Annotated in this window: 24 protein-coding genes; 8 read left to right on the forward strand and 16 right to left on the reverse strand. The window is 64.6% G+C overall.

Annotation, left to right across the window (positions count from 1 at the left end):
* Positions 1-29: 29 nt before the first annotated feature.
* Together Q0743_RS17305 and Q0743_RS17310 are read right to left on the reverse strand one after the other, a co-directional pair.
* The gene (locus Q0743_RS17305; RefSeq protein WP_298242714.1) at positions 30-806 is read right to left on the reverse strand and encodes an ABC transporter permease; all 777 of its coding nucleotides are present in this window, start codon (positions 804-806) and stop codon (positions 30-32) included.
* Positions 806-1669, reverse strand: coding sequence for an ABC transporter ATP-binding protein (locus Q0743_RS17310; RefSeq protein ID WP_298242715.1), 864 nt, complete (start codon positions 1667-1669; stop codon positions 806-808). The genes Q0743_RS17305 and Q0743_RS17310 overlap by 1 nt, the downstream gene beginning before the upstream one ends.
* A 192-nt stretch (positions 1670-1861) precedes the next feature.
* Between Q0743_RS17310 and Q0743_RS17315 the strand changes: the two genes are divergently transcribed.
* The gene (locus Q0743_RS17315; RefSeq protein WP_298242716.1) at positions 1862-2620 is read left to right on the forward strand and encodes a GntR family transcriptional regulator; all 759 of its coding nucleotides are present in this window, start codon (positions 1862-1864) and stop codon (positions 2618-2620) included.
* Here Q0743_RS17315 and Q0743_RS17320 read toward each other — a convergent pair.
* Positions 2617-3033 (reverse strand): nuclear transport factor 2 family protein, encoded by a 417-nt coding sequence (locus Q0743_RS17320; protein ID WP_298242717.1) that lies wholly within the window; start codon positions 3031-3033, stop codon positions 2617-2619. The two genes, Q0743_RS17315 and Q0743_RS17320, sit on opposite strands and share 4 nt — an antisense overlap.
* 149 nt (positions 3034-3182) lie before the next feature.
* Between Q0743_RS17320 and Q0743_RS17325 the strand changes: the two genes are divergently transcribed.
* The 3 genes from Q0743_RS17325 to Q0743_RS17335 all read left to right on the forward strand — a co-directional run bounded on the left by Q0743_RS17325 (position 3183) and on the right by Q0743_RS17335 (position 6178).
* On the forward strand, positions 3183-4424 hold the full coding sequence (locus tag Q0743_RS17325) for an amidohydrolase family protein (RefSeq protein WP_298242718.1): 1242 nt from the start codon (positions 3183-3185) through the stop codon (positions 4422-4424).
* 74 nt (positions 4425-4498) lie between these two features.
* Entirely contained in the window at positions 4499-5704 is a 1206-nt protein-coding gene (locus Q0743_RS17330; RefSeq protein WP_298242719.1) for an amidohydrolase family protein, read from the forward strand.
* A gap of 156 nt (positions 5705-5860) precedes the next feature.
* Positions 5861-6178, forward strand: a complete 318-nt coding sequence (locus tag Q0743_RS17335; protein ID WP_298242720.1) for a hypothetical protein — start codon at positions 5861-5863, stop codon at positions 6176-6178.
* A gap of 13 nt (positions 6179-6191) precedes the next feature.
* Here Q0743_RS17335 and Q0743_RS17340 read toward each other — a convergent pair whose 3' ends face one another.
* The 8 genes from Q0743_RS17340 to Q0743_RS17375 form a co-directional block, all read right to left on the reverse strand.
* A complete protein-coding gene (locus Q0743_RS17340; RefSeq protein WP_298242756.1) occupies positions 6192-7109 on the reverse strand; it encodes an NAD(P)-dependent oxidoreductase in 918 nt (305 codons plus the stop codon).
* Complete coding sequence (locus tag Q0743_RS17345) at positions 7106-7975, reverse strand: hypothetical protein (protein WP_298242721.1); 870 nt, start codon at positions 7973-7975, stop codon at positions 7106-7108. Before Q0743_RS17345 ends, Q0743_RS17340 begins: the two co-directional genes overlap by 4 nt.
* 24 nt (positions 7976-7999) lie before the next feature.
* Positions 8000-8683, reverse strand: a complete 684-nt coding sequence (locus tag Q0743_RS17350) for a 4-carboxy-4-hydroxy-2-oxoadipate aldolase/oxaloacetate decarboxylase (RefSeq protein WP_298242722.1) — start codon at positions 8681-8683, stop codon at positions 8000-8002.
* The gene (locus Q0743_RS17355) at positions 8680-9393 is read right to left on the reverse strand and encodes a PIG-L deacetylase family protein (protein WP_298242723.1); all 714 of its coding nucleotides are present in this window, start codon (positions 9391-9393) and stop codon (positions 8680-8682) included. The genes Q0743_RS17350 and Q0743_RS17355 overlap by 4 nt, the downstream gene beginning before the upstream one ends.
* A gap of 69 nt (positions 9394-9462) precedes the next feature.
* Positions 9463-10764, reverse strand: a complete 1302-nt coding sequence (dctA, locus tag Q0743_RS17360) for a C4-dicarboxylate transporter DctA (RefSeq protein ID WP_298242724.1) — start codon at positions 10762-10764, stop codon at positions 9463-9465.
* A complete protein-coding gene (locus Q0743_RS17365; RefSeq protein WP_298242725.1) occupies positions 10761-11645 on the reverse strand; it encodes an amidohydrolase in 885 nt (294 codons plus the stop codon). Before Q0743_RS17365 ends, dctA begins: the two co-directional genes overlap by 4 nt.
* The gene (locus Q0743_RS17370) at positions 11645-12598 is read right to left on the reverse strand and encodes an amidohydrolase (RefSeq protein ID WP_298242726.1); all 954 of its coding nucleotides are present in this window, start codon (positions 12596-12598) and stop codon (positions 11645-11647) included. Before Q0743_RS17370 ends, Q0743_RS17365 begins: the two co-directional genes overlap by 1 nt.
* Before the next feature lie 75 nt (positions 12599-12673).
* A complete protein-coding gene (locus tag Q0743_RS17375) occupies positions 12674-13384 on the reverse strand; it encodes a TetR/AcrR family transcriptional regulator (RefSeq protein ID WP_298242727.1) in 711 nt (236 codons plus the stop codon).
* A gap of 117 nt (positions 13385-13501) precedes the next feature.
* On the opposite strand from Q0743_RS17375, the gene Q0743_RS17380 reads away from it, so the two are divergent.
* From Q0743_RS17380 to Q0743_RS17390, 3 genes are all read left to right on the forward strand, one after another.
* Positions 13502-14482 carry a tripartite tricarboxylate transporter substrate binding protein gene (locus Q0743_RS17380; RefSeq protein WP_298242728.1) on the forward strand — a complete coding sequence of 327 codons (981 nt, stop codon included), beginning with the start codon at positions 13502-13504 and terminating at the stop codon, positions 14480-14482.
* A 10-nt stretch (positions 14483-14492) separates the two neighbouring features.
* On the forward strand, positions 14493-15293 hold the full coding sequence (locus Q0743_RS17385; protein ID WP_298242729.1) for an ABC transporter substrate-binding protein: 801 nt from the start codon (positions 14493-14495) through the stop codon (positions 15291-15293).
* Between the two features lie 177 nt (positions 15294-15470).
* On the forward strand, positions 15471-16394 hold the full coding sequence (locus Q0743_RS17390; protein WP_298242730.1) for a PepSY domain-containing protein: 924 nt from the start codon (positions 15471-15473) through the stop codon (positions 16392-16394).
* A gap of 12 nt (positions 16395-16406) precedes the next feature.
* Here Q0743_RS17390 and Q0743_RS17395 read toward each other — a convergent pair whose 3' ends face one another.
* Positions 16407-17549 carry a mechanosensitive ion channel family protein gene (locus Q0743_RS17395; protein ID WP_298242731.1) on the reverse strand — a complete coding sequence of 381 codons (1143 nt, stop codon included), beginning with the start codon at positions 17547-17549 and terminating at the stop codon, positions 16407-16409.
* 128 nt (positions 17550-17677) lie between these two features.
* On the opposite strand from Q0743_RS17395, the gene Q0743_RS17400 reads away from it, so the two are divergent.
* Positions 17678-18931 carry a DUF763 domain-containing protein gene (locus tag Q0743_RS17400; protein WP_298242732.1) on the forward strand — a complete coding sequence of 418 codons (1254 nt, stop codon included), beginning with the start codon at positions 17678-17680 and terminating at the stop codon, positions 18929-18931.
* A 6-nt stretch (positions 18932-18937) separates the two neighbouring features.
* On the opposite strand, the gene Q0743_RS17405 is transcribed toward Q0743_RS17400, so the two are convergent.
* From Q0743_RS17405 to Q0743_RS17420, 4 genes are all read right to left on the reverse strand, one after another.
* Positions 18938-19171, reverse strand: coding sequence for a hypothetical protein (locus tag Q0743_RS17405; protein WP_298242733.1), 234 nt, complete (start codon positions 19169-19171; stop codon positions 18938-18940).
* Positions 19172-19266: 95 nt separating this feature from the next.
* The gene (locus Q0743_RS17410) at positions 19267-20526 is read right to left on the reverse strand and encodes a cytochrome P450 (protein ID WP_298242734.1); all 1260 of its coding nucleotides are present in this window, start codon (positions 20524-20526) and stop codon (positions 19267-19269) included.
* Positions 20527-20615: 89 nt separating this feature from the next.
* A complete protein-coding gene (locus tag Q0743_RS17415; RefSeq protein ID WP_298242735.1) occupies positions 20616-20942 on the reverse strand; it encodes a hypothetical protein in 327 nt (108 codons plus the stop codon).
* A gap of 95 nt (positions 20943-21037) precedes the next feature.
* Positions 21038-21811 carry a ferredoxin--NADP reductase gene (locus Q0743_RS17420; protein WP_298242736.1) on the reverse strand — a complete coding sequence of 258 codons (774 nt, stop codon included), beginning with the start codon at positions 21809-21811 and terminating at the stop codon, positions 21038-21040.
* Positions 21812-21923 lie beyond the last annotated feature (112 nt).

Raw genomic sequence — 21923 nt, forward strand, 5'->3', positions numbered from 1 at the left:
CAAGCTTCGTTGCGTGACGGTTCAGAAAATCAGGTGGCAATCACGTCATTCTTGCGCGTGGCCCAGCCGGTGACGCGGCCCTCGATCAGCGAGAACACGACGTAGAGCGCGACGCCGAGGCCCGCGAGCACGAACAGGCCCGCGAACACCAGCGGCACGTTGAAATTGGAGGACGCCGTCATCATGACGTTGCCGATGCCGCGGTTGGAGGCAACCGTCTCCGACAGCACCGCGCCGACGAACGCGTAGGAGATCGCAACCTTCAGCGAAGCGAAGAAGAACGGCATCGTGCGGGGCAGACCGACATTCCAGAGGATGTCGAACTTGCTGGCGCCGAGCGCCTTTAGGACGTCTTCGAGCTCCGGCTCGGTGGTTGCCAGCCCCGTCGCGATGTTGACCACGATTGGGAAGAAGCAGATCGACAGCGCCGTCAGCACCGCGGGCACCGTGCCCGAGCCGAACCACAGCACGAAGATCGGCACCACCGCGACCTTGGGAATCGAAGAGAAGCCGATCAGCAGCGGATAGCAGGTGTCGTAAGCCGTCTTCGACACGCCGATGATGGCGCCAAGGGCAACACCGAGCACAACGCCGAGGACGAAGCCGAACATCGTGGTCGCGAGCGTCTGCACGATGTGCGGCCACAGCACCGGAAAACGCTGGACCAGCGTCACGAACACCTGGGACGGCCGCGGCAACACCAGGTCGGACATGCCCGTCATCAGGCAGAACAGCTCCCAGCCCACGAAGAACAGCACGATCAGTCCGGCCGACCACGCCTTCTGCCTGATATCGATCCCGAACATCAGCCTGTCCCCTGCGTAGCTGCGCTGCGCGCGTCCTCGATGAAAGCGCGCAGCTTCTGGTTCAGCGTGACGAAATCCGGTTCGAAGGTCATGGCGACGGTGCGCGGCCGGGCGAACTCGACACGGCTGTCGTCGAGGATGCGGCCGGGGCGCGCGCTCATCACGCAGATGCGAGTGGCGAGGAAGCCGGCCTCGCGCAGATCGTGCGTCACCAGCAGCACCGTCGGCTTGTGCGTCATCCAGAGGTTCTGGAGGATCGCCCACAGCTCTTCGCGGGTGAACTGGTCGAGCGCGCCGAACGGCTCGTCGAGCAGCAGCATGCGCGGCTCATGGATCAGCGCGCGGCAGAGATTGGCGCGCTGGAGCATGCCGCCGGAGAGCTGCCAGGGGTAACGGTTGCCAAAGCCCTTGAGGCCGACCTGCTCCAGCAGCGCATTGGCCTTGTCGCGGAATTCGGTCTTGCGCAGCTTGCGGAAATTGGAACGAAACGGCTCGACGATCTTGAGCGGCAGCATGATGTTCCGCTCGATCGTCATCCACGGCAGCATGGTCGGGTTCTGGAACGCCATGCCGACCCGCATCGCCCGCGCCGCGACCTCGCGCCCGCCGACGATGACGACGCCGCTGGTCGGCTGCACCAGGCCGCTGACCAGACGGAGAATGGTCGATTTGCCGCATCCGGATGGGCCGACCAGTGCGACAAACTCGCCGTCGGCAATCCGAAGCGTGGTCTTCGACAGAGCCGGCACGGCGCGGTCGCCGCGCCCGAAGGTCACGGCGGCCTCGGACAGCTCGATGGCGGTGACGGCGGCGCCTTCAGGAACTGGCTGGCCGTCAAACTGGTCTTTGGGGTGCATGCGCATCACAGCCAAAGTGCATGCAAGCTGGATGCCAGCCGCCGTCCCTCGGAAAATCAGGGATTTGGCCAGAGCGAGCCCTGAACGACCGGATTCGAATTAGGCAATCCGGACACCAAACTGCATGCAATTGGAGCGCTGGATTGCGCCACGGCTGTGCTACAAAGAAGTTTCGACCCTACCCTCAAGGATTCGCCGATGGCGGCGCGCCCCACCAGCAAGACGTCTGAATCATCCGACAAGGTCAGCGTGATCTGCCGCGCGCTCCGCCGCGCGATCATTGAGCAGGCGCTGGAGCCAGGCGCCAAGCTGCCCGAGGATTCGCTCGGCGAGCGTTTCGGCGTCAGCCGCACCATTGCCCGCCACGCGCTGGGGCAGCTCGCCGCCGAAGGCCTCGTCGAGCTCCGCCGCAACCGCATCGCGGTGGTGGCGACGCCGAGCTGGCAGGAGGCGCGCGATGCCTTCGACATCCGCATCGAGCTCGAACGCCTCGTCGTCCGCCAGCTCGCGGGCAAGCTGACCAAGGCGCAGATCGCGGAGCTGAACGCCCATGTCGACGCCGAGGACGGCGCACGCGGCGGCGCGGACGCGGTCTCGATTCGCCTCGCCACCGAATTCCACATCCTGCTCGCGCAGATGACGAACAGCCCGATCCTGGTGCGCTATGTCAGCGAGGTCGCCTATCGCTGCTGCCTGACGCTGTCGCTCTACAGCCGGCCGCATTCGACCGAATGCGCCATCAACGAGCACCGCGCCATCATTTCGGCTCTGGCCAAGGGCGACGAAGCCAAGGTGATGGAATTGATGCACCATCATCTGGATTCCGTGGCCAATCGCGCACTGGTCGCCCCCACCCCGCAGCGTGGGCGCGACCTGCTCGACATTCTCGCGCCCTATGCCGACGAGGTCGCCGGCAACCGCGTGGTCAAGCTGCCGAAGGTCGCGCGAAGAGGTTAAGCCTCGATCCCGCGCTGGACGAGAATCCGCTCGGCGCTGTCGTTCCAGACGTCCATCTTCACGATCTGCCCGCCCCTGACCACGAAGCGGTCGACATAGCGATTGCCCTCGAACGGCGTGCCGTCGATCCACTCGCCATAGAGCGTGCCGACGCTGTAGACGACGGTCTCGTCCGAGCCCGGGCACACGTCGAACCGGTCCATCTTCTTCTTTACCCAGCGATAGCGCTTGGCGTTGAAGCCGGTCGGGCCGCGCGGATGATCGAACTCGCGGCCGCCGGTAAACGTGATCACGGTGCCCGGCTTCATAAAGGCCGCCGCGGCATCAGGATCGGGTATCATCGAGGCCGTCAGATAGGCCTCCACGATTTCGGCGTCGGTCATCGGGCGTTCGGCTTTGGCGGCAGCGGACATGGTGGGTTTCTCCGGGCTGCCGGCATTCTACAATTCAAGCCACAAAGTGCATGCACATTTTTTGAACAATTTTCCGGAACAACTGCACACAATCTGGAGCTGCCCACCTCTGGGCCTTCCGCTAGGCTACCACAGCTGAATTCGATGTCATGACCACGCAGACCGCTTTCGACCTGATCTTCCGTCACGCGCTGTTGCGCTCTTCCGCCGCACCCGTCGATATCGGCGTGAAGGGCGGCCGCATCGCTGCGATCGCGCCAAAGCTCGGCTGCGAGGCGCTCGAGATCGATCTCGGCGGGCATCTGGCCCTGCCCGGCTTCGTCGACACCCACATCCACCTCGACAAGGCCTGCCTGCTTGGCCGCTGCGCGCACGATCACGGCAGCGTCTCGGAAGCGATCCGCGCGGTCGCCGGAATGAAGCAGGATTTCACCGTCGAGGACGTCTACGCCCGCGGCCAGAGAGTGCTCGAACGCGCCATCCTGAACGGCACGACGCGGATGCGCACCCATGTCGAGATCGACCCGCGCATCGGCCTGCGCGGCTTCGAGGCGGTCAAGGCGCTCAAGCGCGACTACGCCTGGGCGATCGACCTGTCGCTCTGCGTCTTTCCACAGGAAGGCCTGACCAACGACCCCGGCAGCGACGAGCTGCTGGTCGAGGCGCTACGCGACGGCGGCGAGGCCATCGGCGGCTGTCCCTACATGGACACGGACCCGAACGCCCATCTCGCGCGCATCTTCGATCTCGCAGAGGCGTACAACGTCGACGTCGATCTCCATCTCGATTTCGACCTCGATCCCTCCTGGTGGCATCTCGACGAGGTCTGCCGGCAGACCGAACGGCGCAATTACGGCGGACGCGTCGCGATCGGGCACGCGACCAAACTCTCGGCCCTGCCCCCGGAGCGGATGAAGACGGCCACCGCGCAACTGGCGAAGGCGGGCGTTGCCGTCACCGTGCTGCCCGCGACCGATCTCTATCTCATGGGCCGCGAGGCCACCCATAACGCGCCGCGCGGACTGACCCTCGCCCACAAGCTCGTCGGCGACGGCGTCCTGTGCTCGGTTGCCACCAACAACGTGCTCAACCCCTTCACGCCGTTTGGCGACGCCTCCTTGCTGCGGATGGCGAATTTCTACGCCAATGTCGCGCACGCCTCGGTCAACGATTTCGACACCTGCCTCGATCTCGTCACCGAGCAGCCGGCGCGGCTGATGAACCTCGATGATTACGGCATCGCGGTCGGCAATCCCGCCGATCTCATCGTGCTCGACACGCAGGACAGCCGCTTCGCCATCGCCGAACTGCCGGATATCGTGATGGGCTTCAAGGCAGGACGGCAGACGTTCGAGCGGCAGCGCCCCACGTTGTTCCGCCCGCAGAGCTGAGCGGCTCTCGCCGCATCTTGCGCCTGCCGCGCGGCTTGCGCGACACTCACCGCAACTCATCGACGGAGGACTAAATGGCGTTCGACAAAGCCTTCCTCAACGCGCGGTTCGACGACGGCACCCGTCATCACATCGCAGTCAAGGACGGACGCATCGCCGAGATCACTTTGGCCGAGAACCCGCCCACCGCCGCCGAGACCATCGACCTCAACAACGCCCTCGTAGTTCCCGGCTTCGTCGAAGGCCACATCCATCTCGACACCAGCTTCTATGGCGACGCCTGGCGGCCGCACAAACCCTGCACAGCCGGCTTCAACGTGCATGAGCGCGTCGCCTTCCAGGCGGAGAACATGGCCGAGGCGGCGCCGATGGACGTGCGAGCGCGCAACCAGCTCGATCTCTGCATCGGACATGGCACCACCCAGATGCGCAGCCATGTCATAGTGGACGGCTCGGTCGGCTTGAGATCGCTGGAGACGATTCTTCGCGTGCGCGAGGAATATAGAGGCTTGATCGACATCCAGCTCGTCGCGTTTCCCCAGAGCGGCATTCTGGCCAGCCCCGGCACGCCGCAATTGCTGGACGAGGCCATCGCCCTCGGCGCCAATCTCGTCGGCGGTCTCGATCCCGCGAGCTTCGACCGCGACGTCGAAAAGCATCTCGACGTCGTGTTCGGCGTCGCCGGCAAGCACGGCGTCGATATCGACATCCACCTGCACGACATGGGCACGCTCGGCGCCTTCGAGATCGAGCAGATCGCCGCGCGCACCCGCGCGCTGGGCATGGAAGGCCATGTCGCGATCAGCCACGCCTACGGGCTCGGCGACATCCCTGCGGAATATCTCAAGAAGATCGCCGACGTGCTGGCCCGGTCGGGCGTCGCGATCATGACCAACGCACCGGGCGCCCGGCCCTTCCCACCGATTCTGGCGCTGCGTCGCGCCGGTGTCACGGTCTTCAGCGGCAACGACAACATCCGCGATTCCTGGTGGCCCTATGGCGACGGCGACATGCTGCGGCGGGCGACGACGCTCGGCTATCGCTCCGGCTTCAATATCGACGAGGAGCTGCGCGCGGCGTTCGACGTCGTTACGGACGCCGGCGCCAAGGCCCTGCGGCTGGAAGGCTACGGCCTGCGGGTCGGCGCCAAGGCTGACTTCGTGACGCTGAATGCGACCCATGTTCCCGAAGCGGTGGCCGCGGTGCCGCAGGGCCGCGCTGTGTACAAGGCAGGTATGCTCGTCGCGTCTAACGGTACGATCGTCGGGAAACGTCGCTGACTGCGGGTCGTTTTCACCCTTTTTTCCGCCGATTCTCCGCTGAATCCGAGTCCGGTAGAATCCCGGACCGTAGCCCAACGCGTTGCGAGAAAGGTCCTGCTAACCCTACTGAGAGATGCGCACTGACCGTCTGCGTTCTCAGGGGAAGTTATGGATATGTTCAGCGCATTCAACAGTATCGATTATCAATCGATCCGGGCCAGTACGCCGGCCGAAACCGCCGTCAAGCGTTTGAGCGGCATCGGCGAAGTTCTATCCGGCCTCGACATCTCCGCGATCCACACGCAGCAGGACATGACCCGCGCCTTGTGGACGCTCGACACCGCCGACAAGTGCATTCGCATGATCCTGTCCGAGTTCAGGACCGAGCGCAGCAGGGATGTCGTCCGCGAGGCCGAGAGCTTGATCGACCTGATCGAGGCCGCCCGCGACGAAGTCTCCAGCTATCGCAACAACGGCAGCTCCCTGAGCTGAGCCATATCCGCCTCTAACGCTTGATCTTCGCGAGGATCCGGTCAGCTTCGGTACGCCAATCGGCGCTGCGGGCGAACTCCTTCGTACCCTTCGGTCCAAACAGCCCTTCGTCGGCGAGATCGGCCACCCAGGCCTGACGCTCGGCCGTGCCCTGCGCCGACCACGGCGCCAGTCCCGCCTCGCGCACGGTCTCGGCGACCTCGCGCACTTCCTCGGCGCGGCGACGGCCGTGCTCGATCACGCGCTGGAAGCAATAGGCGCCCTGCTGCTCCCAATCGATCGCCGGAAAGGTCTCGGCGAGCGACGCCAGCACCGCATCCTCGACGCCATAGGCGCGCGCGGTCGTGAAGCTCTCGATCACCATGGCCTCCAGGCCCTTGATCATGACGCTGCGGCACATCTTCACCGCCGATGACACCCCAAGCTGGTCGCTCGCAACCTTCGCGGCAAAGCCGATCGCGTTCAGCAGCGGCTCCAGCTCCCTCGCACCGGGACCGCCCAGCAGCAGCGGCACCTTGATGCGATAAGGCGGCACCGAGGTCATCACCGCGCCCTCGACATAGCGTCCGGCGGCGCCGTCGATAAGCGCGGCAGCCCGCTGCTTGGCGCCGGGAGATGCCGAGTTGAAATCGAGGAACCAGATGCCCTGGTTGATCGCTGCTGCGCAGGCTTTTGCCACCGGGACGGCCTGGCTCGCCGTGACCGCGGAGATGATGAAATCGGATTTCGCGGTCAGCTCCGCATGAGACGCCGCGAGCACGACACCGAATCTGGTCGCGTGCGCCTTCAGCGGCGCGCCCTGCTCGCCCCCGAGCTTGATATCATAGGCCGCAACCTTGATGTCCTGTTGGCGCAGATCCTCAGCCAGAATACGGCCGACCTCGCCATAACCGACCAGCCCGATCTGCCACCGTTTCGGATCCGCCATCAGTTCAATCCTCGTGTCGTCTCGTCGAACAGTTCCTCGACCGCATAGCGGCGCGGGATCAGCGCCTGCTGGAATGCGTAGTCGACGATCAGCTCGAGCGGCTTCCTGTTGGCCTCGATCCCGAACGGAACGAAGTCGGGATGTCCCGCAGGTCCCATCTGGTCCTTGTTGCGCTTGAGCAGATCATAGACGCCCGCGACCACGTCGGGACGCGATTTCGCGAGCTGCTCGGTCACGACCACGAGATGATTGACCGGGACGACGCCACGCCGCGCGTACCACTTTGCGGCCTCCGCGGCCGGATCGGGGAATAGCGGCTTCAGGTTCGGATCGTTCGAGGTCTCTCCGAGGACCGCATCGAGCTCGCCATCGAGCAGCATCTGTAACACCTTCTTGTCCTTCGGCACGCGCTCGGTGGTGTCGACATATTCGGCGACATGCGGGTCCTCGAACGTGACCCATTTGATCTTGTCGAGATCAACGCCGTAGTCGTTGGCCAAAATGCCTCGAATCCAGGCACCGGTCGTGGTCGTGAAGGAGCGAATTCCGACGCGCTTGCCTTCGAGATCGGACGGTCCGAGCGGTCCCTGCGCGGGATTGTAAAGCGCGTAAGAATGCTGGAAGCGTCCCATCATGGTCGCCGGCAAGAGCACCAGCGGCTTGCCGTGCGCCTTCGCCATCAAATAGGTCACGATCGCCATTTCGCAGACATCGAAGGCCTGCTCGCGAACCATCGGCTTGAACGCGGTGTTGGTCGGCGTGTAATCGATGAAGTCGAGCTCGAAGAGGTCGGAGCGAAGCGCGCCGCCCTTGACCGCCATGACATGAGGGTGACTGCCCAGCACGGTCTTCAGCTTGAGACGCTCCATCCGCCCGCTCCGCTTGTCTTCGCCTTAGACATCCTCGGGATTGTCGACATAGACGAGGCCGGCCTTCGCCAGTGCCTCGCGCATGCTGTACATGTCAAGACCCAGCTCGCCCGAGGCGAGCCGCTTGCGCTTGCCGCCCTCGTCCGCGTTGCGCTTCTTGGCCTTCTCGGCCACTCCGGCCGCATAGCGCTTTGGCACCACGACCACGCCGTCGTCATCGGCGACGATGATGTCGCCGGGGTCGACATTGACGCCCGCACAGACCACGGGGATGTTGACCGAGCCGAGCGTCGCCTTCACCGTGCCCTTGGCCGAGACCGCGCGCGACCAAACCGGAAAGTTCATCTCGTGCAGCGCTTTGACGTCGCGGCAGCCGGCATCGATGATCAGCCCCTGCACGCCCCGCGCCTGCAGCGAGGTCGCGAGCAGCTCGCCGAACATGCCGTCGGTATTGTCGGTGGTGCAGCCGACGACGAGGATGTCGCCCTTCCTGCACTGCTCGACCGCGACATGGATCATCCAATTGTCGCCGGGCTGCGCCAGCACGGTGACGGCGGGCCCAGCAATCGACGCGCCGGCCCAGACCGGCCGCAGATAGGGCTTCATCAGGCCGAAGCGGCCATAGGCCTCGTGCACCGTCGAGACGCCGTACTCCGCCATCCCTGCGGGATCGGCGCGCTCAATGTTGCGAACGACGACCGGCTTCATGCCAGTTCCTCCGCAACCGTCGGGAACAGGCGCTGATAGGCCTCGCCATAGGTCATGGGTACGCCGGTGTTGCGGCTGCCCTGGATGCCGCGGTTGAGCGCGACGCGCTCGTAATAACCCCAGAGATGCTTTTGCGCGGCGAGGATCTGGAACGCCTCGTACTTCTCGTTCCAGACCTCGTCGATCTTGAGCAACAGGTCCGGCTTGTAATTGCACTGCTCGGGCTGGTGCGGCTCGAACAGGAACACCGGCGGCGCCGAATATTTGTACTGCGCACCGGGTTTGTGGCCCATCGCCTGCGCGACGACCCGCGTCTCCTGCGCGAAATGCGCCGCGTTCGGATGGTCGAAATTATAGGGATCTTCCAGCGCGTGCGTCAGCACGAAGCTTGGATTGAGCTCGCGGTAGATGTCGACCATCCGGTCGAAATGCGCCTCGGTCAGCTTGAGCGGATAATCGCCGCAATCGAAGAACTCGATCTCGGCACCGAGCAGCTTCGCCGCCCGCTCCGCCTCGTCCTTGCGGCCGGCCTTGACCGATTCCAGCGTCGCGCCCTTCTCCTTCCAGGCGAACTGGCTTTCACCGCGCTCGCCGAAGGACATGCACACGATCTTCATGCGATAGCCCTTCTTCGCATGCAGCGCGATGGCACCGCCGGCGCGCCAGACGAAATCGCCGGGATGGGCGGTGACGACGAGACCCGTTTTCATGGGACCGAACTCCCCTCTTTCATTCGTAAGCATCATAAGCCGCCCGCTTCATGCAGGCAGCAGGTTCATTCAGGCAGTTGCAGCCACCGGTTCCTCGCCATTGAGCACGCGCTTCAGACGCTCGCCGTCGAGCGCGCCTTCCCATTTGGCAATGGCGATGGTCGCAACCGCATTCCCGATCAGATTGGTCGGCGTCAGCCCCTGCGACATCAGGCGATGGATGCCGAGCACCAACGCCACGCTCGTCACCGGAATCGTGCCGGTCGCCGATAGCGTTGCCGCCAGCACGACGAAGGCCGCGCCTGCGATTCCCGCCGCGCCCTTGGACGTCACCAGCAGGATCAGCAAGAGCTCGATCTGCTCGGCGAGCCCGAACGGCGTGTTGGTCGCCTGCGCCAGGAACACCGAGGCCGCAGCAAGGTAGAGGCAGGTGCCGTCGAGATTGAAGGAATAGCCGGTCGGGATCACGAGCCCGACCACGCTCTTCTCACAGCCGGCCTTCTCAAGCTTGGTCAGCATCCGCGGCAGCACTGTCTCGGACGACGTCGTAGCGATGCAGATCAGCAGCTCTTCCCAGATGTAGCGGATCAGCTTGAGCAGCGAGAAGCCGCAAAGACGCGCGACAGGGCCGAGCGCCACCACGATGAAGATCACGCAAGTCAGATAAAAGCCGCCGAGCAGCTTGCCGAGCGAGGCCAGTGATCCCACCCCGAACTTGCCGACCGTGAACGCGATGGCGCCGAACGCGCCGATCGGCGCCGCCCACATCACGAAGCCGACCACCGCGAACACCATCTTGGCGGCGATGTCGATCAGATGAACCAGCGGCGCGCCGCGCTCGCCGAGCTGCACCAGAGCAAAGCCGCAAAGCACGGAGATGAACAGCACCTGGAGGATGTTGCCTTCGGCGAAGGCGCCCACGAAGGTCGCCGGCACGATGTTCATCAGGAAGGGCACGAAGCCGATCACGCCGGTCTGCTTGACGTAGGGCTCGATCGCGCTGGCGTTGATGCTGGCGGGATCGATGTTCATGCCGACGCCGGGCTTGAGGAGATTGACGGCAATAAGCCCGATGATCAGCGCGATCGTGGTCATGATCTCGAAATAGACGATCGCCTTCACGGCGACGCGCCCCACCCGCGCCATGTCCGCCATGTGGGCGATGCCGTGCACGACCGTGCAGAAGATGATGGGCGCGATCAGCATCCGGATCGCCTTGATGAAGGCGTCCCCGAGCGGCTGCATCTTGGCGCCAGCCTCAGGGCTTGCCATCCCAAGCGCGATGCCCGCGGCCATGGCGATGAGCACCTGGATCCAGAGCTCTTTCCACCAGGCGCGGCCGCGGGGCTTGTCGATCGCGAGTGCCGTCATGGAACGAACTCGAACAGACGCGCGGGATTGTCGACCAGGATCTTCTGCTGGAGCTCCGGCTCCGGCGCGAATAGCGGAATGAGATCGACGAGGTCGCCGTCGTTCGGCATCACCTTGACGTTGGGGTGAGGCCAGTCGGTGCCCCAGATGACGCGGTCCGGCGCGGTTTCGACGATTTTTCGCGCGAAGGGTACCGCATCGGTAAAAGGCGGACCGGCGGAGGAGACGCGCTCGGAGCCGCAGATCTTGACCCAGCACTTCTGGTCCCGCTGCATCAGCTCGACCAGGATCCGGAACGGCAACTGGTCGAGCCCCTTGGACGCCTTCACCCGGCCCATATGGTCGATAGTGTAGCTGAGCGGCAGCCTGGTCAGCATATCGGCATATTCAGGCAGATCGATCGCATCGAAATGCAGGTCGATGTGCCAGCCGAGCGGCGTGACCATCGCGACGATCCGGTCGAACACGCGCTTGTCGGGCACGCCGCCAAGATGGCGGACGAAATTGAAGCGGCAGCCACGGAAGCCGCCCTCATGCAATACACGCAGGCCACGCTCGGTAATGCCGTCGTCGATATTGGCGACCGCGCGGTAGGCGCCGTTGCTTTGCGCAATCGCATCGAGCGCGACCGTATTGTCGGTGCCGTGCACACTGGCGTTGACGATGACGGCGCGCTCCACACCGAGCTTGGCATGCAACGCCCTGAAATCCTCCAGCGGCGCGTCCGGCGGGGTGTAGGAGCGATCGGCTGCATAGGGATATTTCGAGCCGGGCCCGAAGATGTGGCAATGTGCATCGCAGGACAGCCTTGGAAGCTTGAACTTCGGCGTGCGCGTGTTGGCATCAGGCGGCGGAATGGTCGGCGTGTACATCATTTTCATCAGGAGAACTTGAACAGGCGCGCGGGATTGTCGACCAGCAGCTTGTGCTGGACCTTGGCATCGGGTGCGAAGAGAGGAATGAGGTCGACGATCTCACCATCATTCGGCATGACCTTGACGTTGGGGTGCGGCCAGTCGGTGCCCCACAAGACGCGATCCGGCGCGTTGTCGATCAGCGCCTTCGCAAACGGCACGGCGTCATGGAACGGCTTGCCGGCGCCGGACGCGCGCTCCAGGCCGGTGATCTTGACCCAGCACTTCTCGTCCTTCTTCTGCAGATCGAGCAGCGCGGTAAAGCCGGCATCGTCCAGCCCCTTGCCAGCCTGCACCGTGCCCATGTGGTCGATCACATAAGGCGTCGGCAGAGCGGTGAGAACAGGAGCGAATTCGGCGATCGTGCCCGGCTCGAAATAGACGTCGATGTGCCAGCCGAGTTCGGCAACGCGATGCACGATGCGCTGGAACTTGTTCATGTCGCCGACGCCGCCGAGTCGCTTGAGGAAGGCGAAGCGGCAACCGCAGATGCCGGCCTTGTCGAGCGCCGCCAGCTCCTTCTCGGTCATCTCGTCGTTGACGTTGGCGATGCCCTTGTAGGCGCCCTCGCTCTGGGCGATGGCATCGGTGACGACCCGATTGTCGGTGCCGTGAACGGTCGCATTCACGATCACGCAGCGCTCGACGCCGATCTTCTCGTGAACGCTTCGGAACGTCTCCAGCGGCGCGTCAGCGGTGTTGTAGGGGCGCTTCTCCGAAAAGGGATAGCGCGACGCCGGTCCGAAGATGTGGGTATGGCTGTCGCAGGATTTGGGCGGCAGCTTGAACGACGGCGTCTTGGGATTGGGATCCGGCGGCGTAATCGTCGGCATCGCCTTCGGCTCTTCCGCGCGCCCCTCGCCCGCGAGCACCACGCTTGCCAGCCCGGTCAAGAGATGCAAGCACTCCCGCCTGTTCATGTTCCCAACACCCTGTCACATCGTCTGCCTGCGAGCGGAAGCGCCGTGACGCGCCTCCCCTCGGACGGCTCTTTTTCAAGTCTTGTTACTGACGACCGGGCGCCGCCGTGCCGACGCGGCCTGATCCAGGGGCGGAGCCTGGAATGCGGCAACGGTGGCCTGCACCAATTGCTCGATCGCATTGGCGGGATCGCTGCCATCGGCCTCGCCGCGCGACAGGCGCGAGACCCGGTCCGGCGTCACCAGTGAATAATAGAGTGCCCCCAGCAGGAAATGGCTGCGCCAGACGATGTCGGTGCGCGGAATGTGCGGCAGGCTCTCGTGGATCGCATCGATGAAGGCGTGGCTGGTGTCGTCAAACGTCTGCGCGATGATCTTTCGCGCGACCTCGTTGCCCTCGGCCGACATCACCGCTCTTAGCCGCGTGAAGCGGGCCCCGCCGCCGGCGAGATCGCTGCCCGAGGTGAAGGCCGGCACCACATAAGCGCGCACGATCGCCTCCAGCCGGTCCTGGAGATCGCGCACGCGTTTGGCCGCCGCGAGCAGCTCCGAGCGGCGCAGGTTCATCGGCCCGCAATGGCGCCGGTAGATCTCCAGCAGCAGGCCGTCCTTGGTCTTGAAATGATAGGTCACGCTGCCGGGATTGGCCCCGGCGGCTTGGGCGATGTCGCGGACCGAGACGGCATTGAAGCCGTTGGTGGCGAACAGCTCCTCGGCCGCGGCGAGGATCGCCTCGCGCATGTTCGGCTTGCGGGCCGATTCCTTGCTGGTGGGCTTGCGTACCATGTGATTTGTACTATCGTACAAAAGATCAGGTCTCGTCAACAAAAACCATGGGCGGCGTCCGGGCGCGTCGGAAGACCGGCGGCAAGCAACGCAAACGCCCGCAAGGAGTGCTGGAAAATGCTGGGTTTGAACAAAATGATCGGCGGTGTGATGCTGGGTGCCAGCTTGCTGCTGGCAGGCGGTGCCGCGCAGGCGGCCGACACTTATCCGAGCAAGCCGGTCCATATTCTGGTGCCCTACGCCGCCGGAGGCGCGGTCGACGTGCTCGCACGCACGCTGGGCCAGGCACTCGCAAAAACCTGGGGTCAGCAGCCCGTGGTCGACAATCGTCCCGGCGCCGGCGGCATCGTCGCCTCGCAGGCGCTGACGCAGGCCGCCCCCGACGGCTACACGCTGATCCTTGTCGCGAGCGGCCATCCGCTCAACCAATTCATCTATCCGAGCGTGCCCTACGACACGTTCAAGGATTTCACCGCGATCACGGAAGTGGCCTCCTCGCCGCTCGCGATCGTGGTCGCCAAGGACAGCCCGTACAAGACGCTCGGCGATCTCCTCGCCGCCGCGAAGAAGGAGCCGGACAAGCTCTCCTATGGCATGTCCGGCAACGGCACCTCGGCGCATCTTGCCGGCGAGCTCCTGAAATACATGTCCGGCACCAAGATCGTCCCGATCCCCTACAAAGGCGGCGCGCCGGCGCTGACTGCCGTCATCGCCGGCGAGATTCCGCTCAGCATCAATCCGCTCGCGGAAGCCATCGGGCAGCTCGAAGGCGGTCCGGTGCGCGCGCTCGCAGTCACCTCGGCCGAACGCTCCAAGGCATTGCCCGATGTCCCGACCGTCGCAGAGTCCGGCGTCCCCGGCTACGACGTCTCGGTCTGGTGGGGCGTGCTCGGTCCGGCCAAGATGCCGCCGGAGATCGTGGCGAAGCTCGAGACCGACCTCAAGGCCGCGCTGCAGGACCCGAACGTGATGTCGACGCTCGGCAAGATCGGCGCCGCCCCGGTCGGCTCATCCGCCAAGGACTTTGACGCCTACATGCATGCCGAGGCGACCAAATGGGAGCCGGTGCTGAAGGCCGCCAACATCCGCGCGCAGTGAGGCTCGACCCATGAGGACCTCTCTTCGCCACGTTGCGCGCACAGCCCTGCCTGCGCTGGCCGTCATCGGCCTGCTTGGTGCGCCCGCGCGCGCCGATGGCGAAGCCAAGCTGCTGGCGCCGAGCAGAACCTTGCGCGTCGGCATCTATCCGGGCAGCCCGACCTCGATGGTAACAGATGCGGCCGGCAAGCCGCACGGTCTCGCTTATGATCTCGGCGGCGAGCTCGCCAAGCGCCTTGGCGTCGGCGTCGATTACGTCAAGTTCGAGCGCGTGGCGGACATCGTCGCCGCCATCCACGACGGCAAAGTCGATTTCACCGTGACCAATGCCACGCCGGCGCGCGCGAACGACGTCAGCTTCAGCCAGCCCGTACTGGCGATCGAGCTCGGCTATCTCGTCCCGCCGAACTCGCCGATCGGAAAAGTCGAGGACATCGACAAACCAGGCGTGAAGATCGGCGTCACCAAAGGCTCGACCTCGGAGCGCACGCTGCCCGCCAAGTTCAAGAATGCCACCATCGTCCCCGCCGAAAGTGTCAAGGCCGCGATCGGCATGTTCGGCCGCGGCGAGATCGATCTCTACGCGACCAACAAGCCGACGCTGTTCGAGATGTCCGATCAGATGCCGGGTGCTCGCATCCTCGACGGCAATTGGGGGCTGGAGCACATGGCGATCGCGATCCCGAAGGGACGCGAAGAGGCACTGCCTCTGCTCAATCATTTCGTGGCGGACGAGCAATCGTCCGGCGCGCTCGACACGATCCAGCAGCAGGCGGGCTTGCGCGGCGCGATCAAGGCCAAACGCGAATAAGCTCCAATCAGCGCCGCGCGCTGGAGTGCAGCAGCACGGCGACGCCGATACCACCGACGCGTCGCGCAGCGAACTTTAATTCCTGTTGCTGCAAATCAACGCAACAACATGGACAAAGCGTCATTTGTGTTTTGCACGGCTCTGCCCGAGCAAGCCCTGAGAACACGAGGACGACCAATGAGCAAACCCGTATTGTTGAGACTTCATCGCTGGATCACTCTGGTCTTCGCTCTTCCGCTATTCGCGACCATCGCCACCGGCCTGATCCTGTCCGTCGAGCCGCTCGTGCAAACGAGTGGCATTGGCGGTGCCGCCATCGATTCCGGCCGCGTCGTCGAGTTGGTGAAGCGATACGATCCCGACGGCAAGGCGCGCGGGCTCTCCATCAACGCGGCAAGCCAACGGATCACACTGCAAGGCACCAACGTACCTGCGATCGATCTTGCAACCGGCGAAGCCGCATCAACGAGTTCGACCCTGTCGAATGTCTTCCTCTGGGCGCGCTTCACGCATGAGCGTCTCATGGGGCAGGCCTGGCTGGTGACGGCCTCCACGCTGGCCATGGTGATCATCCTGCTGCTCGGCGTCATCATGGGGCTGCCACGGCTGCGCAACACGCTCTCGGGATGGCACAAGGGCACCGCCTGGTTCACGCTGCCGCTGATCCTGCTCAGTCCGTTGACCGGCCTGTGCATGGCGTTCGGCTTGACCTTCCACACGGCAGCCCCTCCAGCCACGCGTGGTCGCCCCCTTGCCCTGCCGGACGCGATCCGCATGGTCGCATCCTCGCACGAGCTGTCGCATGTGATCTCGATCGGCAACCGTGGCGGCCGCATGATGGCAAGGCTTTATGACGGCGGAGAGCTGCGCGCCTATGCCATCACCTCCGCGGAGGTCACGCCGCTGCCGCGCAACTGGCCGCGCCTGATCCACGAAGGAAACTGGTCGGCCCTGATCGCTTCGCCGCTCAATGTCGTGACCTCGATGGCATTGCTGACACTGTTGTCGACCGGGCTCCTGATCTGGGCGCGGCGAACGCTGCGCAAGCCGCGGCCGCGTGCGGGCCGGCCGGCCGACGCGGCCATGGCCGGCGCCGGCTGATCGCGCCGAATATCAGTTGCGGGCACTGGCTCGCATCTTTTCCGGCGGCGCGGGCCGGCGCAGGAAATCAGCATCAGCGTCGGCCGACGGGATCAGGATCGCACGCTCGCGCGGCAGGGCCTCCGGCATCTCGTCGCGAATGAAGGCGACGAGCTTCTCTCTAACCTCGCAGCGCAGGTCCCAGGATTGCGGCGCATTTCGCGCGCTGACCAGTGCGCGCAGCTCGATGGTGCGCGAGTCCGCATCGATCACCTGGAGGTTGACCACCGCCCCGTCCCAGAGCTTGGACTGCTTCACCGCCTCTTCCAGCCAGCGCCGGATGCGCGGGACGTCGGCGCGATAATCGACATGCAGCGCGATCACGCCGATCAGCGACGCGGTGTCGCGAGTCCAGTTCTGGAACGGCTTTTCGATGAAATAGGACAGTGGCACCACCATGCGGCGCCAGTCCCACAGCCGGATCACGACATAGGTCGAGGCGATGTCCTCGACCCAGCCCCATTCGTTCTCGATGATCACGGCGTCCTCGATGCGGATCGGCTGGGTAATCGCGATCTGTAGGCCCGCGATCAGGTTGCTCAGCAGCGGCCGTGCGGCAAGACCGACGATGATACCGGCCGCGCCGGCGGAGGCGAACAGGCTGACCCCGTATTGCCTCACCGAATCGAACGTCATCAGCGCGGTCGACACCGTGATAATGACGATGATGGTGTCGGTGACACGCTTGAATACGCGGACCTGCGTGACGTGCTTGCGCGCGACGAAGTTCTCGGTGACGTCGCGAAAATTCTGGAGATAACGCGCCGCGCTCATGTCGACGATCCGGATCGAGATCCACCCGATCAGGGCGATGACGGCCACGACGAACAGGCGCATCAGCGGCGTGCGGATGGTGTCGTCGAGCGGCGCAAGCGGCAAGACCAGCGCGACGGCCGCGAGACAAAGCGCCAGTCGGGCGGGACCAGCGGTCCGGTCGATGAACACGCCCAGGAGCGGCAGGCGGGTTCCGAACGTACGCGTGAGCAGCCATATCGCGAGCCGGTAGACGGAAAGCGCAAGCAGGATCGCGCCGAGGACGAGGCTGAGCCCGACAAACCACGACGGTATCCACCCGAGCATCCCGTCGATGTCGGCCAGGAGGGCCTGCCAATTCATTGCTGTCCCCGCGCTTGCATTCACATAGCGGGCTCAACGCCTCTCGGCCGGCTTCGCTCCCCCGCCCAGTGCAACGCAGCATTCCGCTGGTGCAACCGTCGCCGAACCGCGCTAAGATTGCTGCATTCATGACTCGACGTAGCGGCAGCGCTGATCTTCCCTTGCACACCGGTCGGGTTCCGCCCTGGCTGGCCAGCCGCATGGCCTCGCTTGGCGCGATCGTCACGCAGGCGATCGTGCATCATTACGGTCGCGATGCATTTCTGCAGCGGCTCTCCCATCCCTTCTGGTTCCAGTCGTTTGGCGCCGTGATGGGAATGGACTGGCACTCCTCAGGGATAACGACCTCGGTGATCGGCGCGTTGAAGCGCGGGCTCGGGCCGCTTCAGGACGAACTCGGGATTTACGTTTGCGGCGGCCGCGGCCAGCACTCGCGCAAGACGCCGGACGAGCTGATGCAGCTCGGGAATCGCGTCGGCTTCGACGGCGCAAGACTGACCCGCGCCAGCCGGCTGGTGGCGAAGGTCGACAGCGCCGCCGTGCAGGACGGCTTCGATCTCTATCTGCACGGCTTCTTCGTCACCGCCGACGGCAAATGGACGGTGGTGCAGCAGGGCATGAACGGCGACAAGCGCCAGGCACGACGCTATCACTGGCATTCCGAGGCGCTGAAGAGCTTTGTCGATACACCGCACAGCGCGATCGACGGCCCCCAGCAGGGCGAGATCGTCAACCTCACCGACCATCGCGCCGAGATCTCGCGCACCGCGCAGCTTGATCTCCTGGGCGATCTCGGCCCCGATCGCATCGTCTCCGAATTCGAACGGCTCGTCGGGACCGCAGCAGAGCCGGCACAGGCCATGCTGCCGCATTTGATCATGCCCGCGCATCACGATGTCAGACCAAAGGACGTGTTCGCCCGCCGGCTGCACGGCACGCTCGCGGCCGCAGCCGAGCGCGGGCCGGCCGATTTCCCGGAGCTGTTACTGACGCCGGGCGTCGGCGCCCGCACCGTGCGGTCGCTCGCGATGGTCGCGGAGGTCGTGCATGGCGCGCCCTATCGCTTCACGGACCCTGCGCGTTTCTCGCTCGCCCATGGCGGCAAGGACCGGCATCCCTACCCCGTCCCGATCAAGGTCTATGACGAGACCATCCGCGTGTTGAAGGGCGCGATCCAGAACGCGAAGCTCGGCCGCGAGGAAGAGATGCAGGCGATGAAGCGGCTCGACGATCAGGCGCGGCGGCTGGAGCGCACCGCGCGCGGGCCTTCCGTTGAGGCCTACATCGCCGGCGAGCGCGCGGCCTCGCCCGATCTCGACGGCCGCTCCGTGTTCGGCTGGGAGCGCGACCTCGTCGCCGCGACGAGGTCGACAGGCTCCTGAACGCGTTTAATCTTCGACCCCATCGTCGCCCATGAGCCGATTGGCCGAATGGTCCTGATATTGCTCGGTCTGGATGAATTTGCTGTCCATGCCGCGAATGTGAGAATGCTGCGCCTTGTCGCGGTTCGACAGGATCATGTTGTCGCCGATCTTGTCCTTGGGAATGTCCGTCAACGCTCCGTTGCCTGCGCCCTTGCCGTGCGCGCCCGAGCCGATATGCGTCTTGCCTCCATGGGGCATGGATTTCTCCATCGCTTGTTGTCCGCACTCGGCCAACGCCCGCACCCTCGAGTTTGTTTCGCGGTTGCACCAGGGAACGACGATCCCGGTTCCGGTTAACCTGCAAGCAACCGCTCGGCATCGCCCTTGGCTGGCGGACACCTCTCACCTGCGTCGGCCATCACGGGCAATTGCGCGATCATGCGAATTCCCGGTCGCTTGCGCCAGCGAATCTGCGAGGCCTCGACGGCAAGACCGAGTCGCGGCCATCGCGTGAACAACGCCTCCAGCGCGCAAGCCGCCTCGATGCGCGCGAGTTGATGACCGAGACAAAAATGAATTCCGGTCCCGAACGACATGTGACGGTTCGGCTTGCGTTCGAGATCGAGCGTCTCGGGACACTCATGCATCGCCGGATCCATGTTGGCGGCGGCCAGCATCACCATGACGCGATCGCCCTTCTTCAGGCGCACGCCTTCGACGTCGACATCCCGCCGGACATAGCGCGGCTTGGAGAACTGCACGGGCGAGACGAAGCGCAGGAACTCCTCCACGGCAAGACCGACACGGCTCCAGTCCTGCTCCAGCCAATCGCGCAAGTCCGGACTTCTGAGCAGCTCGTAGGCGGACCCGCTGATGAGATGCGTGGTCGTCTCGGAGCCGGCCGCAAGCAGCAGGAACACCATCGAGACCATTTCGTCCGGCGTGATCTGGCCGCCCTCGCGCTCCACCTGGATCAACTCGGCGATCAGGCCCTCGCCGCCCTGCTCGCGCGCGATCTGCAATTGTCGTTCGAGATAGGCACGCATCTTTCGGAACGCCCACAACAGGCGGAAGAAGCTGACGACACTGGTCAGCGAGGACATCTCGTTGGCCCAGGCAATGAACCGCGGACGGTCGGCCTGCGGCAGGCCCAGGAGCTCGGAGATCACCGCGAGCGGAAGGATGCGTGCGTAGCGCTGGACGAGATCGGCCGGGTCTCCCTTCGCGAACAGCTCGGCCGCCAGATCGTCGGCGATGGCGCGGATGCGCGGCTCCATGGCGACGATCGCGCGGCGGCGGAAGGCCTCGTCCACGATGCCGCGCAGCCTGGTATGGTCAGGCTCGTCCATCGTCAGCATGTTGTTGGCGATGGTCCTGACGTATCGCGGCATCCACCAGCGCAGACCGGCGACGTCGCCATCTTCCTTGCGCAGCGTGAAGGTTGCGCCGTCCTTCAGGACTTGCGCGGTGGCATCATGAGTCGTGGTGATCCAGACCTCGCCGATGAGAGGAAAGCGCGTCGCAACCACGGGCCCGGACAGGCGCAAGCTCGCAATGGCCTTGGGCGGATCGCGAAAGAAGGCCTCGCTGGTGAAATCGAGGCGAGCAGTCATGGGATCACCGCAACGGCTGATGGCGTCTCACGGAGATGGGATGCGCCGTCGAACCCGCAAGGGGCGAGGTCGCCCAAAGAGGCGGTCGTCTAGCCGCGCCCCGGCGAGCGCTGGCCGGTCTTGCGCTGCTGCTGGCTGGTGTAGGAATCCCAATGGCTCCAGCTGCCATTGCTGAGGCTCTGCAAATCGGTGCCGAGCGGACGGCGCGTGCGCTTGTCGTGATCGGCGATCACGCGCTCCGACAGCGCGATCTTCCGCTTGAGTTCCGCGATGGTCTTCTGGGTCTGGCCGTTCCGCTTCGAGGATGCGATTTCGCCCATCGTGAAGCGGGCGGTCTCTACCGCCTTCAACTCGGCGCGGTTCTTCTTCAACTGAACCCGGTGCCAGGCGATGTTGCTGTCGCTGTCCGCAACCATGTGGGAACTCCGCTGATTCGCTCCCACAGTGTATCAAGCGCCGAATCGGCGCCGCAACGCCCGGCAGGCGGCGAAAATACGGTCTTTCTGCGAGCCTAGCGCTCGGCGAAGGCCTTTTCGACCACGAATTGGGCCGGCTCGCCGTGATTGCCTTCGACGAAGCCGCGCTCGCCCAGCAGCACGCGGGTGTCTGCCACCAGCGCCGGGCTGCCGCAGATCATGACGCGGTCATGGGCGGCTTCCAGCACCGGCAAGCCGATGTCGCTGAACAGCTTGCCCGAGGTGATGAGGTCGGTGATGCGGCCGCGGTTGCGGAAGGGATCGCGGGTCACGGTCGGATAGTAGATCAGCTGGTTCTGGATGTACTCGCCGAGCAGCTCGTCCTTCGGCAGATGCTCGGTGATCATCTCGCCATAGGCGAGCTCCTTCACGTGACGGCAGCCATGCAGCAGCACGACCTTCTCGAACCGCTCATAGGTCTCGGGATCCTTGATCACGCTCAGGAACGGCGCAAGGCCGGTCCCGGTGCCGATGAGGTAGAGGTTGCGGCCCTCTTCCAGGTTGTCGATGACCAGCGTGCCGGTGGCCTTGCGGCTGACGATGACCTCGTCGCCTTGCTTCAGATGCTGAAGGCGCGAGGTCAGCGGACCGTCCGGCACCTTGATCGAGAAGAACTCAAGGGTGTCCTCGTAATTGGCGCTGGCGACGCTGTAGGCCCGCAGCAGCGGCTTCTCGCCGACCTTGAGCCCGATCATGGTGAATTCGCCGTTGCGGAAGCGGAAGGTCGGGCTGCGGGTGGTCTTGAACGAGAACAGCGTGTCGGTCCAGTGGTGGACGCTCAAAACGCTTTCCTGATTGAAATTGCTCATCTCACCCTTCCGTGTCGCTCACTTGCGGTTCCGAGGCGGCCAGCTATGCGTCGTTTGTACACGATCATTCGTATACTAATGAATAATCCTGCTTGATCCCGGGGTCAAGGCT

Origin of the sequence: uncultured Bradyrhizobium sp. (assembly GCF_936943645.1) — a bacterium.
Taxonomy (GTDB): domain Bacteria; phylum Pseudomonadota; class Alphaproteobacteria; order Rhizobiales; family Xanthobacteraceae; genus Bradyrhizobium.

Bases quoted from the DNA above. Each gene is read 5' to 3' on its own strand.
- Q0743_RS17420 (WP_298242736.1), bottom strand. From the start codon at position 21,811: ATGAGCAATTTCAATCAGGAAAGCGTTTTGAGCGTCCACCACTGGACC.
- Q0743_RS17390 (WP_298242730.1), top strand. From the start codon at position 15,471: ATGAGCAAACCCGTATTGTTGAGACTTCATCGCTGGATCACTCTGGTC.
- Q0743_RS17365 (WP_298242725.1), bottom strand. From the start codon at position 11,645: ATGAAAATGATGTACACGCCGACCATTCCGCCGCCTGATGCCAACACG.
- Q0743_RS17350 (WP_298242722.1), bottom strand. From the start codon at position 8,683: ATGAAGCCGGTCGTCGTTCGCAACATTGAGCGCGCCGATCCCGCAGGG.
- Q0743_RS17400 (WP_298242732.1), top strand. From the start codon at position 17,678: ATGACTCGACGTAGCGGCAGCGCTGATCTTCCCTTGCACACCGGTCGG.
- Q0743_RS17305 (WP_298242714.1), bottom strand. From the start codon at position 806: ATGTTCGGGATCGATATCAGGCAGAAGGCGTGGTCGGCCGGACTGATC.
- Q0743_RS17380 (WP_298242728.1), top strand. From the start codon at position 13,502: ATGCTGGGTTTGAACAAAATGATCGGCGGTGTGATGCTGGGTGCCAGC.
- Q0743_RS17405 (WP_298242733.1), bottom strand. From the start codon at position 19,171: ATGCCCCATGGAGGCAAGACGCATATCGGCTCGGGCGCGCACGGCAAG.
- Q0743_RS17415 (WP_298242735.1), bottom strand. From the start codon at position 20,942: ATGGTTGCGGACAGCGACAGCAACATCGCCTGGCACCGGGTTCAGTTG.
- Q0743_RS17395 (WP_298242731.1), bottom strand. From the start codon at position 17,549: ATGAATTGGCAGGCCCTCCTGGCCGACATCGACGGGATGCTCGGGTGG.
- Q0743_RS17310 (WP_298242715.1), bottom strand. From the start codon at position 1,669: ATGCGCATGCACCCCAAAGACCAGTTTGACGGCCAGCCAGTTCCTGAA.
- Q0743_RS17320 (WP_298242717.1), bottom strand. From the start codon at position 3,033: ATGTCCGCTGCCGCCAAAGCCGAACGCCCGATGACCGACGCCGAAATC.
- Q0743_RS17330 (WP_298242719.1), top strand. From the start codon at position 4,499: ATGGCGTTCGACAAAGCCTTCCTCAACGCGCGGTTCGACGACGGCACC.
- Q0743_RS17315 (WP_298242716.1), top strand. From the start codon at position 1,862: ATGGCGGCGCGCCCCACCAGCAAGACGTCTGAATCATCCGACAAGGTC.
- Q0743_RS17325 (WP_298242718.1), top strand. From the start codon at position 3,183: ATGACCACGCAGACCGCTTTCGACCTGATCTTCCGTCACGCGCTGTTG.
- dctA (WP_298242724.1), bottom strand. From the start codon at position 10,764: ATGACGGCACTCGCGATCGACAAGCCCCGCGGCCGCGCCTGGTGGAAA.
- Q0743_RS17355 (WP_298242723.1), bottom strand. From the start codon at position 9,393: ATGAAAACGGGTCTCGTCGTCACCGCCCATCCCGGCGATTTCGTCTGG.
- Q0743_RS17345 (WP_298242721.1), bottom strand. From the start codon at position 7,975: ATGGAGCGTCTCAAGCTGAAGACCGTGCTGGGCAGTCACCCTCATGTC.
- Q0743_RS17335 (WP_298242720.1), top strand. From the start codon at position 5,861: ATGTTCAGCGCATTCAACAGTATCGATTATCAATCGATCCGGGCCAGT.
- Q0743_RS17375 (WP_298242727.1), bottom strand. From the start codon at position 13,384: ATGGTACGCAAGCCCACCAGCAAGGAATCGGCCCGCAAGCCGAACATG.
- Q0743_RS17370 (WP_298242726.1), bottom strand. From the start codon at position 12,598: ATGAACAGGCGGGAGTGCTTGCATCTCTTGACCGGGCTGGCAAGCGTG.
- Q0743_RS17410 (WP_298242734.1), bottom strand. From the start codon at position 20,526: ATGACTGCTCGCCTCGATTTCACCAGCGAGGCCTTCTTTCGCGATCCG.
- Q0743_RS17385 (WP_298242729.1), top strand. From the start codon at position 14,493: ATGAGGACCTCTCTTCGCCACGTTGCGCGCACAGCCCTGCCTGCGCTG.